The sequence below is a fragment of the Pseudorhodobacter sp. MZDSW-24AT genome (genome assembly GCF_002794355.1).
GTDB lineage: Bacteria > Pseudomonadota > Alphaproteobacteria > Rhodobacterales > Rhodobacteraceae > Pseudotabrizicola.
This window is the reverse complement of the sequence record NZ_PGOI01000015.1, coordinates 1-12,216: the sequence shown is the minus strand read 5'-3', so window position 1 is coordinate 12,216 and position 12,216 is coordinate 1. Positions and strand designations below refer to the sequence as shown.

The window sequence follows — 12,216 nt, the reverse complement described above, 5'->3', positions numbered from 1 at the left end:
GGGGGGCGGGGGGGTGGGTGAACCTTCGCGTGCCGCGAAGAACCACCCACTCTACGGTTGGAAGGAGACTTGCCCGCCCGACGGGCGGCGCTGGGCTGTGGGATGATTTTGGTGCGGCGGGGGGTGGGTGAACCTTCGCGTTCCGCGAAGAACCACCCACCCTACGGTTGGGAGAAGAACCATCCACCCGACGGGTGGAAGAAGAGCCGCCCGCCCGACGGGTGGAAGAAGAACCCCCCCACCCGATGGGTGTGTAGGGTGGGGGGTCCAAAGCGCAGCTTTGGGTTCACCCACCGACGAGCACGCCCTGCCGATCAGGTCAGCGGCTGAAGCGCTTATACTTCACGCGCTTTGGTTCCAGCGCATCGGGACCGAGACGGCGGATCTTGTCTTGCTCATAGGCTTCGAAGTTGCCTTCAAACCATTCCACATGCGCATCGCCTTCGAAGGCGAGGATATGGGTGCAAAGACGGTCGAGGAAGAAGCGGTCGTGGCTGATGATCACGGCGCAACCTGCGAAATCCTCGATCGCCGATTCCAGCGCTTGCAGCGTTTCCACGTCCAGATCGTTGGTCGGTTCGTCAAGCAGCAGCACGTTGCCGCCCGAGCGCAGGAGCTTGGCCATGTGAACGCGGTTGCGCTCTCCACCGGAGAGCAGGCCCACCTTTTTCTGCTGGTCGGTGCCCTTGAAGTTGAACGCCCCGGTGTACACGCGGGAGTTCATCTGCATGTCGCCCAGTTGGATGATCTCGGACCCGCCCGAGATTTCTTCCCAGACGTTTTTCTCTGGGTCGAGCGCATCGCGCGACTGATCGACGTAAGACAGTTTCACCGTGTCGCCCAGCGTGATGGTGCCTTCATCGGGCTGTTCGTGCCCGGTGAGCATGCGGAACAAGGTGGATTTGCCTGCCCCGTTCGGGCCGATGACGCCGACGATGGCGCCCGGCGGGATGGTGAAGCTGAGGTCTTCGATCAACAGCTTGTCGCCCATGGCTTTCTTCAGGCCGACCACCTCGATCACCTTGTTGCCCAGACGCTCGCCGTTGGGAATGATGATCTGCGCCGTGCTGGCGCGTTCGGTGACGGTCTGGCTTGCCATCTCGTTGTAGCGCGACAGACGGGCCTTGCCCTTGGCCTGGCGGGCCTTGGCGCCAGAGCGGATCCACTCCAGTTCCTTTTCCAGCGCCTTTTGCTTGGACTTGTCCTCGCGGGCTTCCTGCTGCATCCGCTTGGCCTTTTGATCCAGCCAAGAGGAATAGTTGCCCTCATACGGGATGCCGCGACCGCGATCGAGTTCGAGAATCCACGAGGTGATGTCATCCAGGAAGTAACGGTCGTGGGTGACGATCAGGATGGTGCCCTTGTAGTCGATCAGGTGCTTTTGCAGCCAAGCGATCGATTCGGCATCAAGGTGGTTGGTCGGTTCGTCCAGAAGCAGCATGTCAGGCGCTTCCAAGAGCAGCTTGCACAAGGCCACGCGGCGACGTTCACCGCCCGAAAGGTCTTCGACATTGGCGTCATCGGGCGGGCAGCGCAGCGCGTCCATCGCGACGCCGACGGTGGCTTCCAGTTCCCACAGGTTGCCGGCATCGATCTGGTCTTGCAGTTGCGCCATCTCATCCGCGGTCTCGTCCGAGTAGTTCATGGCGAGTTCGTTGTAACGCTCAAGGATCGCGGTCTGCTTGGCCACGCCCAGCATGACGTTTTCCTTCACGTTCAACGCCGGATCAAGATAGGGCTCTTGTGCCAGATAGCCGACCTTGGCGCCTTTGGCGGCCCAGGCCTCTCCCTTGAAGTCCTTGTCCATGCCGGCCATGATTTTCAGCAGCGTGGATTTCCCGGCGCCGTTGACGCCGACCACACCGATCTTCACGCCGGGCAGGAAATTCAGGTGGATGTTTTCAAAGCATTTCTTGCCACCGGGATAGGTCTTTGAGACACCTTCCATGTGGTAGACGTATTGATAGCTGGCCATGTGTATTCTCCGGTATCGCGCGGGCGATCTGTGGGGTGTGATCTTGGGTTGCCCCTGATGTAGCGATAATGCAGGACAAGGGCAACGCGGCAGGGGCGTTTTGGCCTGCCAAAGAAGGGGATGCTATGCGGGTCGGGTTTCCGGTGGCGGCGCGGGGAATGGTGATTGGCCTGCTGGGCGGGTCGTTCGATCCGGCGCATGAAGGGCATGTGCACATCACGCGCGAGGCGATGAAGCGGCTGGGGCTGGATCAGGTCTGGTGGTTGGTGAGCCCCGGCAATCCGCTGAAGGCGCGGCAGCCGGCGCCGATGGCGGCGCGGCTGGCCATGGCGCGCGGCGTGATGCGGCATCCCCGGGTGGTGGTGACGGATCTGGAGGCGCGGCTGGGCACACGGTTCACGCATGAAACGCTGGTGCGGTTGCAGGCGCTCTATCCGGGGGTGCGCTTTGTCTGGCTGATGGGGGCCGACAATCTGGTGCAGTTCCACCGCTGGGACCGCTGGCAGGATATTCTGGCGCGGGTGCCGGTGGCGGTGCTTGCGCGGCCGGGGGCAGGGGTCAAGGCGCGGCTGAGCCGGGCCGCGCAGGCCTTTCGCAGCAAGCAGCTGGACCGCGGCGAATGGCTGGGCACGCGGCGGCCGCCGGTCTGGGCTTTTCTCAACCTGCCGATGAACGGGGCGAGCAGTTCGGCCATCCGCGCGCGCGGCGCGTGGCGCAGCGGCGAGGCCGGGGGCGCGGGAACGTGATGGGGCTGCGGTTGATTGCGGCGGCGGCGGTCGCCTAGACTGAGTGCCTGAGGGATGGGATTGCGATATGACGTCACGGCGGCAGGTGTTGGGCGGAGTGTTGGCCGGGGCGGCGATGGTTGCCGCTGTGCCGGTCTGGGCGGAGGCGCCCGCGCGGTCGATCCGGCCGATGCCCCGGGGCGGCATCTCTCCGGCGCTGGCCGCCACCTCGGCCGAGGCGCTGATCGCGGCGGCGAAGCTGGGCGATGCGGCGGTGGCCGCCTATGTGGTGATGGATGCGGCGGATGGTACCGTGCTGGAGCAGCGCTCGGCGCAGGTGACGATGCCCCCCGCCAGCGTGGCCAAGGCGGTGACGGCGCTTTATGCGCTGGCGCGGCTCGGGCCGGATTTCCGCTTCCGCACCCGGGTGCTCGCCACCGGGCCGCTGGCCGAGGGCGTGGTGCAAGGCGATGTCTTGCTGGTGGGATCGGGGGATCCGACGCTGCAGACCGATCAGCTGGGAGATCTGGCGGCGGCGCTGGCCGCGCGCGGGATCAAGGGGGCCACCGGCCGCTTCCTCACATGGGACCGCGCCTTGCCCCCCGTTGCGCGCATCAGTGACGAACAGCCGGTGCAGGTGGGCTATAACCCCGCGATCAGCGGGTTGAACCTGAATTTCAACCGGGTGCATTTCGAATGGAAGCGCGCCAACACCGGCTGGTCCACCGCGATGGACGCGCGGGGCGAACGGTTCGTGCCCGCCGTGCGCATGGCCAAGATGCGGGTGGTCGCGCGCGACACGCCGGTGTTCACCTATGAAACCACCGATGTGACCGATGACTGGACGGTGGCCGCCACCGCGCTGGGCCAAGGCGGCAGCCGCTGGCTTCCGGTGCGGCACCCGGCGGCCTATGTGGGCGATGTGTTCCAGACACTGGCGCGGGCGCAAGGCATTGCGCTGCCAGACCCACAACCGCTTTTGGCCGAGCCCGCGGGGCAGGAACTGGCCGCGGTGGAGAGCGCGCCCTTGCCCACGCTTTTGCGCGACATGCTGCGGTTTTCCACCAATATCACCGCCGAGGCGCTGGGCCTGCGGGCCTCGGGAGCGTCAACGCTTGCGGCCTCGGGGGCGGCAATGTCGGATTGGGTGCAGGCGACCTATGGGGTCGGCTGCCGCTTTGTCGATCATTCCGGCCTTGGCTCGGCGTCGCAGGTGACGGCCGCCGATATGGCGCAGATCATCCGGCAGGCGCATCTGGCCGGGGCCGGGGTGCAGCCCTTGTTCCGCGATCTGGGCTTGCGCGATGCCAAGGGCAAAGAGATTGCCAATTCCCCGGTGCGCGTCACCGCGAAAAGCGGCACGCTGAATTTCGTCTCGGGGCTTGCTGGCCATCTGCGCCCGCCGCAAGGGCGCGAGCTGATCTTTGCGATCTTTCTGGGCGATGTGCCGCGCCGCGACGCCTTGCCGGAAGCCGAGCGCGAGTCCCCTCCGGGCGGGCAGGCGTGGATGGCGCGGGCGCGCCATCTGCAGTGGCAATTGCTGGCGCGCTGGGCGCAGGTTTACACCTGAGCCTCAGGCCCGCAGGTGGCGGGCGCGCGCGCCCCATTCGATGGCGGCGGCGTGCAAGCGGTCGATCGCGAGCTGTTCGCGCACCTCTTCCAGCATCCGCAATTCCATGTCGCGCAGCTTGCCATCGGCGGCGACCACATCGCAGGCCAAGGCATAGGCGGTTTCGCGCAACCGTTCGGGCAGCGCATCGCGGATCAGCCCGAACAGGGCGTCCAGCCCGTCTTCTTCTTCAAAGAGGTCGAACACCGTCTGGCTGACTGTGCGGATCCGGTCGGCATCATAGCTGCTGAACACCGGCATATGGCTGACCATGCGCTGAATCGCCACCAGTTCCGACGTGCGCATCTGCTCGTCCGAGGCCGAGACCGCCACCATCACGGCGACCAGCGCATCTTGTGGCGACATTGACGGGGGGGTATCGGGCATGAGGCATTCCTTTTGCATTCGCAGCACCAGAATATTGACGCGACAGGGTTCCGGCAATAGAGGACGCGAGGTTTCCCGTGCATGGGGCAGGGGGGCGGTGGAAGGATGAACGCGATGTCTGCTTTGCGCGATGCGGCGATGAAATCGAAGGCTTGGCCCTTTGAAGAGGCCCGCGCCATCCTCAAACGCTATGAAAAAGCCCCGCCGGAAAAGGGCTATGTGCTGTTTGAAACCGGTTATGGCCCATCGGGCCTGCCGCATATCGGCACCTTTGGAGAGGTGGCGCGCACCACGATGATCCGCCGCGCCTTTGAGGTGATCAGCGATATCCCGACGCGGCTGATCTGCTTTTCCGACGATGTGGATGGCATGCGCAAGGTGCCGGAAAACGTGCCGCAGCAAGATATGCTGCGCCAGCATATGCAAAAGCCGCTGACGAGCGTTCCCGACCCTTACGGCGCATATGACAGCTTTGGCGCGCATAACAACGCCATGCTGCGCCGGTTTCTGGACACATTCGGGTTCGAGTATGAATTCATCTCGGCCACCGAATTCTACAAATCCGGCCGCTTTGATGACACGCTGCGGCTCTGTGCAGAACGCTATGATGCGATCATGGCGATCATGCTGAAATCCTTGCGCGAAGAACGCCAGCAAACCTATTCGGCGTTTCTGCCGATCCACCCGGAAACGGGCCGGGTGCTCTATGTGCCGATGAAGCATGTGGATGCCGCGCGGGCCGAGATCACCTTTGACGATGAAGACGGGCGCGAATGGACGCTGCCGGTGACGGGCGGCCATGTGAAGCTGCAGTGGAAACCCGATTTCGGCGCGCGCTGGGCGGCGCTGGGCGTGGATTTCGAGATGTATGGCAAGGACCATTCCACCAACACGCCGATCTATGATGGCATCTGCGAGGTTCTGGGCGGGCGCAAACCCAACCACATGACCTATGAGCTGTTCTTGGATGATCAGGGCCAGAAGATCTCGAAGTCGAAAGGCAATGGCCTGACGATTGACGAATGGCTGACCTATGCGGCGACGGAATCGCTGTCCTATTTCATGTATCAAAAGCCCAAGACCGCGAAGCGGATGCATTTCGATGTGATCCCGCGCGCGGTGGATGAATACCATCAGCAACTGCGCGCCTATGCCGATCAGGATGTCGAGGCGCAGGTGAACAACCCGGTCTGGCACATCCATGGCGGAGAGCCGCCGGAGTCGAAAATGGTGGTGCCCTTCTCGATGCTGCTGAACCTCGCCTCGGTGGCCGGGGCGAAAGATGCCAAGGGGCTCTGGGGCTATATCCGCGCCTATGCGCCGCACGCCTCGCCCGAGACGCATCCCGATCTGGATGCGGCGGCGGGCTTTGCGGTGCGCTATTTCGCCGACAAGATCGCGCCGCACCGCGTGTTCCGTCTGCCCAGCGATCAGGAACGGGCGGCGATGGAAGACCTGCGCGCGCGTCTGGCGGCTTGGGATGGCGGGCTGGATGCGGATGCGCTTCAAACCATGGTGTTTGCTGTCGGCAAGGACCACGGGTTCGAGCCGCTGCGCGACTGGTTCAAGGCGCTCTATGAGGTGCTGCTGGGCGCTTCGGATGGCCCGCGCTTTGGCGGGTTCGTGGCGCTTTACGGCGTGCCGGAAAGCATTGCGCTGATCGACAAGGGCTTGGCGGGCGATTTCGTCAAAGCCTGAGGCGGGCTGATCGCGTGACCATTGACCGGGCGCAGGCCCGGTCTACCCTTTTGCGCGGGGACGTCTTCGCGAAAGGATACAGGCCATGCGCCTTTGTGCCGGACTGCTGACCGCCGTTTTTCTTGCCTTCCCTGCATGGGCGCAGGAAGAGCCGATCCAGAACACCATCCAGAACCAGTTGAATGCGCTTCAGGCGGATGACTTTTCGACCGCCTTTTCCTTTGCCAGCCCGACCATCAAGAGCCTTTTTGGCACCCCGGACAATTTCGGGCTGATGGTGCGCCAAGGCTATCCCATGGTGTATCGCCCGGGCAGGGTGCAGATGCTTGACCTGCGCGAAGTGGCGGGGGCTCTGTGGCAGCGCGTGATGATCACCGATGAACAGGGCCGCACGCATCTGCTGGATTACCAGATGATCGAGACGGGCGATGGCTGGCAGATCAACGGGGTGCAACTTCTGCCATCGGCGGGCGTTGGGGCGTGAGGGATGGGGGCTCTGCCCCCAAACCCCCGGGATATTTAGGAACAGATGACATCCGCTTTCATCTGTTTCCAAATATCCCCGCCGGAGGCTCCCGCGGGTGACGCCCTTGCGCGGGCCCAGAATTCGCGGGTGGCAACGCCGTCTGCGGGGGCTCGATGCCCCCGCGGACGGCCGCTGTCCTCAGGTCAGACCGCGCAGGACGCGGTTGACATGGCCCATCTTGCGGCCGGGCTTGGCTTCGGCCTTGCCGTAAAGGTGGATCTGGGTGTTGCGCTCGCGGGCGAGGGTGGGTACGCGGTCGACATCGGCGCCGATTAGGTTTTCCATGACGACATCGGCATGGCGGCTGCCGTCGCCCAAGGGCCAGCCGGCGATGGCGCGGATGTGTTGTTCGAACTGATCCACCGCGCATCCGGCTTGGGTCCAGTGGCCGGAGTTGTGCACGCGTGGGGCGATTTCATTGACGATCAGGCCCTTGGGCGTCACGAAGAGTTCCACCCCCAGCACGCCGACATAATCGAGCGCGTTCAGGATACGGGCGGCGATCAGCACCGCGTCGCTGCGCTGACCGGGGGACAAGCGGGCGGGCAGGGTGGTTGTGTGCAGGATGCCGCCTTGATGCACATTCTCGCCCGGGTCATAGCAGGCGACGGAGCCATCAAGCCCGCGCGCGGCGATCACCGAAACCTCGTGGCTGAAGTCGATGAAGCCTTCCAGCACCGCCTCGGCGCCGTTCATCGCGGCAAGGGCGGGGGCGGCGTCTTCGGCGGTTTTGATGCGGGCCTGCCCCTTGCCGTCATAGCCAAGCCGCGTCGTCTTGAGGATGGCGGGCGCGCCGATCCGGGCCAAGGCCGCATCAAGCGAAGCCGCGTCGGTCACGCGGGCATAGGGGGCGGTGGTCAGGCCAAGGCCGGTCAGAAACTCCTTTTCCGCGATCCGGTCCTGACTGACCGCAAGGGCGCGGCGGTTGGGGCGGATCGGGCGGATCGCCTCGAGTGCATCAAGCGAGGCGGTGGGGACGTTCTCGAATTCATAGGTGATGACATCGACGCTTTGGGCAAAGGCGCGCAGCGCGGCGAGGTCCTCATAAGGGGCGGTGGTCACCCGCGCGGCGACATGGCCTGCCGGGGGCGCCGCGCCCGGTTCAAAGATGTGGCACTGAAAGCCAAGGCGGCTGGCCGCGACCGAGAGCATGCGGCCCAGCTGGCCGCCGCCCAAGATTCCGATGGTGGCGCCGGGGCGCAGCGCGTCAGTCATCTTTCGGCTCCTCGGGGATGCTGTCCGACAGGGCCGTGCGCCACGCGTCCAGCCGCGCGGCCAAGGCGGGGTCCATCAGCGCCAGAATGCCGGCGGCCATCAGGCCCGCATTCGCTGCCCCGGCCGCGCCGATGGCCATGGTGGCCACCGGGTATCCTTTGGGCATCTGCACGATGGAGTAGAGGCTATCCACCCCTGACAAGGCCTTGGTCTGCACCGGCACCCCCACCACCGGCACCCGGGTCTTGCTGGCCATCATGCCCGGCAGATGGGCAGCCCCGCCCGCGCCCGCGATGATGACCTTCAGCCCGCGCCCTGCCGCCTCGCGCCCATAGGTCCACAAGCGATCGGGTGTGCGATGGGCGCTGACGATTCGGGTTTCGTAAGAAATGCCAAGGGCGTCGAGGATCAGGGCGGCCTCTTTCATCGTGGGCCAGTCGCTTTGCGACCCCATGATGATTCCGACGTCAACGGTCATGCTGTTCCCCCGTGCTTTTGGCGCGCTTACGACAGGTCAGGCTTTGGCGCAAGGGTTTGGCGGCATCGACCCATGGCGGGGGGCGGGTTCAGGCAATGATGTCGGGGATCAGCTGATCTTCGACCTTCACGATCTGATCTTTAAGCGAAAGTTTTTGCTTTTTCAGCCGCCGCAAGGTCAGCTGATCGGGGCGGCCGGTTTCTTCCAGCGCATGAATCGCCGCGTCAAGATCGCGATGCTCGCGTCGCAGCACTTCGAGCCGGATGCGGAGCATGTCTTCGAAATTGAGTTCGCTGGGCGCGTTCATGGGGTTCGCTTGCTGCTGGGTGAATCCGGGACGAGTCGTCAGGCGGGCTTTGTTCGGAATATAATGGCTTTTTGACCATGCGGCAAAGAGTTTGCGGCCTTGCAGGCGCGATCGGGACGATTTCCCCGGGCGGGAGGCGGACGGTGGCGCGCCCTTGCAGCCCGTGGCGATGCACCCCATATTTCCGGGGAGGGCAGGTGCCGAAGACGGGCCTGTCCCGGATCATGTCGCTTTTTGCAAAGGGCATCAGCACGATGACAAAATTGAGTTTCGGGGCGCATCCGTTCTTGCTGGGATTCGAACAGCTGGAGCGTCTGGTCGAGCGGACGGCCAAATCTTCGGGAGAAGGGTATCCGCCCTTTAACATCGAAGCGACGGCGGACAATGCCTATCGCATCACGCTGGCGGTGGCGGGGTTCCGCGAAGAGGATCTGGCGATCACGGTGGAAGACCGGCAGCTGGTGGTGCGGGGACGGCAGCCGGAAGAGACACAAGACCGTGTTTTTCTGCACAGAGGCATTGCCGCGCGCGCATTTCAGCGCAGTTTTGTATTGGCGGATGGTGTGGAAGTGGCCGGGGCCAGCATGGACCATGGGCTTTTGCACATCGATTTGAAGCGATCGGTGCCGGATGCGGTGGTGCAGACCATTCGCATCGGGCGTGGATAAGGAGAATTTGCGATGAACAGCACTTTTAAAGCCCTTGCCGAGCCTCAGAGCCCGATCGTCTATGTGCGTCCGGTGACAGTGGCAGAGCTGCCCGAAGAGTTGCGTGAACAGATCGGCGATGTGGAGACGGTGTATTCCGTCCACCGCCCCGACGGGGAGCGGCTCGCCTTGGTGCGTGACCGCAATCTGGCCTTTTCGCTGGCCCGGCAGAACGATCTGGCACCGGTCAGCGCGCATTAGGCCAAAACGCCCTGAGCGCCCGCGTTTCGCGGGCGCGCAAGGTGGGCCGGGCGCTGGGGCCAAAGCTGTTGGGGTGATGCGCCAGTTCGGGAAACAGGTGCAGCACCTCGGCCCGGGTGGCTGGGGCAAGCCGGGACAGGCTGTAATCGCCCGGGTGGTAGCTTTCCGTCAGGATACCTTCGGAAAACACCAGTTCGTGCCGATCAAACAACAGGTGGACATAATCAACCTCTGCGCATGGCGCGAGGCGGATGCTGGCGCCATTGAGCAGATGGGCGGCGGGCACCAAAACCTCTGCCGTGCCAAAGAGCAGTTCGGCCCGCCAATCTGACAGCAAGACCCGGTGCTGCTGGGACAGCCGCAAATCGCGGCTGTTGCCGAGCGTGCCTGCGGCGATGTGGACGGGGGCGGCCACGCCATGCCCGCCCACACGCCGCCGGACGGACCAGCGCAAGGGGCAAAAGCCGTGATCGGCGGTCAGCACCAGATCGCCGGGGAGCAGCGATTCGACGGGCAACAGCCCGGTGCTGGTGTGGATGAGCGTGCCCGCGACAAAGCACAGGAACGGTTCGTCCCGGGTGGAGACGAAGCTGTGGCTGTATTCGGTGCCATCGAATTGGCCCAAGGTGATCGCGGTGACCTTTTTGTAGTGCAGGTCAGGGGGGATGTTGTCATCCCGCAGGCGCACCATGTAGCTGCCATCTTCCAGCAGCCAGACGGCGAAATCCACCTCATAGGTGACGCCATCCGCCTCCATCTTGCCGCCGCGGTAATGGGCGATTTCGCGGACGCTATAGGCCTTGCCATCGATGATGACCCGATCATCCGATGTGGGGGAGGCATCGTCCGGGTCTGTGTCGGCGATCATGTCATCGCCTTCGGCATCTTGCCATGTGATCAGGGTGATGGTGTTCGGATCGATCGAGAGGCCGTTGCCGCGGGAATCAAGGTTGCTTGGGTTCGCGGGATCATAGTTTGGCCAAGGCGTGGTGACGTGCCAGGCCCAACTGTTTGTCTCTGTCGATGCCATCGCCCTTGTCCCTGCTGCCCGGTGATGTCAGGCGCGAGTGTGACAGCGGTGGCTTGCCAACAGGTTAAGCCGGATGGGGGGCCTGTTGGGGGAACCCTCACCGCTGCCGTCGCGTTTTCTTGGCAAGATGACGCAGCACAGGAGAGACAGCATGACAGCCCAGAATGACACCCCGACCTTTGTCGCCGATGATCTGCGCTTGCTGGATCAGGAGGAGGGCAAGCTGGTGGATGTGGTCCGGCGCGGCAAGCTGGAGGCGCTTGGCCAGTCGGAGCTGAATGACACCTTGCAGCGGCTGCGCGACCGGCGTGATCGGGCGCGCGAATTGGCGAATCGCCAGCGGCGCGAGGCGCGCGGGAAGGCCGATCCGTCCGGGGTGGCCCCGGCGACTCAGAACAGCGGAACCGAAGGCAAGGCGCGGGTTTTGGGTCTGGCGCTGGAGCTGTTGACGCAAGAGCGCAAGCGCCGCAGCGAAGACGTAAGCAGCGGTGAGGGGGCGTCGCAGAGTGAGTTGGCGGCGCGGGCCGAATCGCTGAAGGCGGAAGGCGCTGGTCTTTCGCCGATGCAGGAAGAGGGCGGGCCCATGCACCCGGAGGACCCGGAGGCCGATCCGGGCAAGGGTGCTTTGGCCGACACGGCGCGCACTGTGGCGCCATCGGGCGCCTTGGACCATGCGGGCGAGTTGCCTTCGCGCGAGCGGTCGCGCACCCGGTATTGACCGCGTCGAACGATGGCAAAAGGGGGCGGATGATCCGCCCCCTTTTCCGATGAGCCTTATCGCCCGGTGTAGTGGGCGGTTTTGCTGGTGCTTACTCTGCCGCTTGCGGCAGAGCATCTAGCGCGGCAAGGAAACGCTCGGCATCGAGCGCGGCCATGCAGCCCATGCCGGCGCTGGTGACAGCTTGGCGGTAGATGTGGTCGGTCAGATCGCCTGCTGCGAAAACGCCGGGAATGCTGGTGCGGGTGGTGCCCGGCTCGACCGTCACGTAACCGCCCGAGTGCAGTTCAAGCTGATCCTTCACCAGTTCCGACGCAGGCGCGTGGCCGATGGCCACGAAGAAACCATGGCACGGCACATCCTTGACCTCACCGGTCAGCAGGTTGCGGGTGCGGACGGCGGTGACCGAAAGCGGCGCTTCGTCCCCGAGGATTTCCGTCACCTCGGCGTTCCACAGCAGTTCGATCTTGGGGTGCTTGAACAGCCGGTCTTGCATGATCTTTTCCGCGCGCAGCGTGTCGCGGCGGTGAATCAGCGTGACCTTGGTCGCGAAATTGGTGAGGAACAGCGCCTCTTCCACCGCCGTGTTGCCGCCGCCGATGACGACCACTTCCTTGCCGCGATAGAAGAACCCGTCACA

General features: G+C 64.3%; 14 protein-coding genes. 7 read left to right on the top strand and 7 right to left on the bottom strand.

Going from position 1 to position 12,216, the window contains the following annotated elements; genetic code table 11:
* Positions 1-319: 319 nt before the first annotated feature.
* Entirely contained in the window at positions 320-1,975 is a 1,656-nt protein-coding gene (gene ettA, locus CUR21_RS18180; RefSeq protein ID WP_100198495.1) for an energy-dependent translational throttle protein EttA, read from the bottom strand.
* 158 nt (positions 1,976-2,133) lie between these two features.
* On the opposite strand from ettA, the gene CUR21_RS18175 reads away from it, so the two are divergent.
* Together CUR21_RS18175 and dacB are read left to right on the top strand one after the other, a co-directional pair.
* Positions 2,134-2,721 carry a nicotinate-nucleotide adenylyltransferase gene (locus CUR21_RS18175; RefSeq protein ID WP_232622862.1) on the top strand — a complete coding sequence of 196 codons (588 nt, stop codon included), beginning with the start codon at positions 2,134-2,136 and terminating at the stop codon, positions 2,719-2,721.
* 67 nt (positions 2,722-2,788) lie between these two features.
* Positions 2,789-4,270 (top strand): D-alanyl-D-alanine carboxypeptidase/D-alanyl-D-alanine-endopeptidase, encoded by a 1,482-nt coding sequence (gene dacB, locus CUR21_RS18170; RefSeq protein WP_100198494.1) that lies wholly within the window; start codon positions 2,789-2,791, stop codon positions 4,268-4,270.
* A gap of 3 nt (positions 4,271-4,273) precedes the next feature.
* Here dacB and CUR21_RS18165 read toward each other — a convergent pair whose 3' ends face one another.
* A complete protein-coding gene (locus CUR21_RS18165) occupies positions 4,274-4,696 on the bottom strand; it encodes a tellurite resistance TerB family protein (protein ID WP_100198493.1) in 423 nt (140 codons plus the stop codon).
* 114 nt (positions 4,697-4,810) lie between these two features.
* Between CUR21_RS18165 and CUR21_RS18160 the strand changes: the two genes are divergently transcribed.
* Together CUR21_RS18160 and CUR21_RS18155 are read left to right on the top strand one after the other, a co-directional pair.
* A complete protein-coding gene (locus CUR21_RS18160) occupies positions 4,811-6,394 on the top strand; it encodes a lysine--tRNA ligase (RefSeq protein ID WP_100198492.1) in 1,584 nt (527 codons plus the stop codon).
* A gap of 85 nt (positions 6,395-6,479) precedes the next feature.
* Positions 6,480-6,878 (top strand): DUF4864 domain-containing protein, encoded by a 399-nt coding sequence (locus CUR21_RS18155; protein WP_100198491.1) that lies wholly within the window; start codon positions 6,480-6,482, stop codon positions 6,876-6,878.
* A gap of 180 nt (positions 6,879-7,058) precedes the next feature.
* On the opposite strand, the gene CUR21_RS18150 is transcribed toward CUR21_RS18155, so the two are convergent.
* The 3 genes from CUR21_RS18150 to CUR21_RS18140 form a co-directional block, all read right to left on the bottom strand.
* Positions 7,059-8,135 carry a 5-(carboxyamino)imidazole ribonucleotide synthase gene (locus CUR21_RS18150; protein WP_100198490.1) on the bottom strand — a complete coding sequence of 359 codons (1,077 nt, stop codon included), beginning with the start codon at positions 8,133-8,135 and terminating at the stop codon, positions 7,059-7,061.
* Positions 8,128-8,613: a 5-(carboxyamino)imidazole ribonucleotide mutase gene (gene purE, locus CUR21_RS18145; protein WP_100198489.1), complete on the bottom strand. Its 486-nt coding sequence runs from the start codon at positions 8,611-8,613 to the stop codon at positions 8,128-8,130. Before purE ends, CUR21_RS18150 begins: the two co-directional genes overlap by 8 nt.
* 88 nt (positions 8,614-8,701) lie before the next feature.
* A complete protein-coding gene (locus CUR21_RS18140; protein WP_100198488.1) occupies positions 8,702-8,920 on the bottom strand; it encodes a YdcH family protein in 219 nt (72 codons plus the stop codon).
* 254 nt (positions 8,921-9,174) lie between these two features.
* Here CUR21_RS18140 and CUR21_RS18135 point away from each other — a divergent pair, with 254 nt between their 5' ends.
* Both CUR21_RS18135 and CUR21_RS18130 read left to right on the top strand, forming a co-directional pair.
* Positions 9,175-9,588 carry an Hsp20 family protein gene (locus CUR21_RS18135; protein ID WP_100198496.1) on the top strand — a complete coding sequence of 138 codons (414 nt, stop codon included), beginning with the start codon at positions 9,175-9,177 and terminating at the stop codon, positions 9,586-9,588.
* 12 nt (positions 9,589-9,600) lie between these two features.
* A complete protein-coding gene (locus CUR21_RS18130) occupies positions 9,601-9,828 on the top strand; it encodes a DUF1150 family protein (protein WP_100198487.1) in 228 nt (75 codons plus the stop codon).
* On the opposite strand, the gene CUR21_RS18125 is transcribed toward CUR21_RS18130, so the two are convergent.
* Positions 9,815-10,858 (bottom strand): Hint domain-containing protein, encoded by a 1,044-nt coding sequence (locus CUR21_RS18125; RefSeq protein ID WP_100198486.1) that lies wholly within the window; start codon positions 10,856-10,858, stop codon positions 9,815-9,817. The genes CUR21_RS18130 and CUR21_RS18125 overlap by 14 nt on opposite strands.
* A 151-nt stretch (positions 10,859-11,009) precedes the next feature.
* Between CUR21_RS18125 and CUR21_RS18120 the strand changes: the two genes are divergently transcribed.
* Positions 11,010-11,576, top strand: coding sequence for a hypothetical protein (locus tag CUR21_RS18120; RefSeq protein WP_100198485.1), 567 nt, complete (start codon positions 11,010-11,012; stop codon positions 11,574-11,576).
* Between the two features lie 91 nt (positions 11,577-11,667).
* On the opposite strand, the gene CUR21_RS18115 is transcribed toward CUR21_RS18120, so the two are convergent.
* Positions 11,668-12,216 (bottom strand): NAD(P)/FAD-dependent oxidoreductase (locus CUR21_RS18115; protein ID WP_198431751.1); only part of this gene is annotated, 549 nt, incomplete at its 5' end.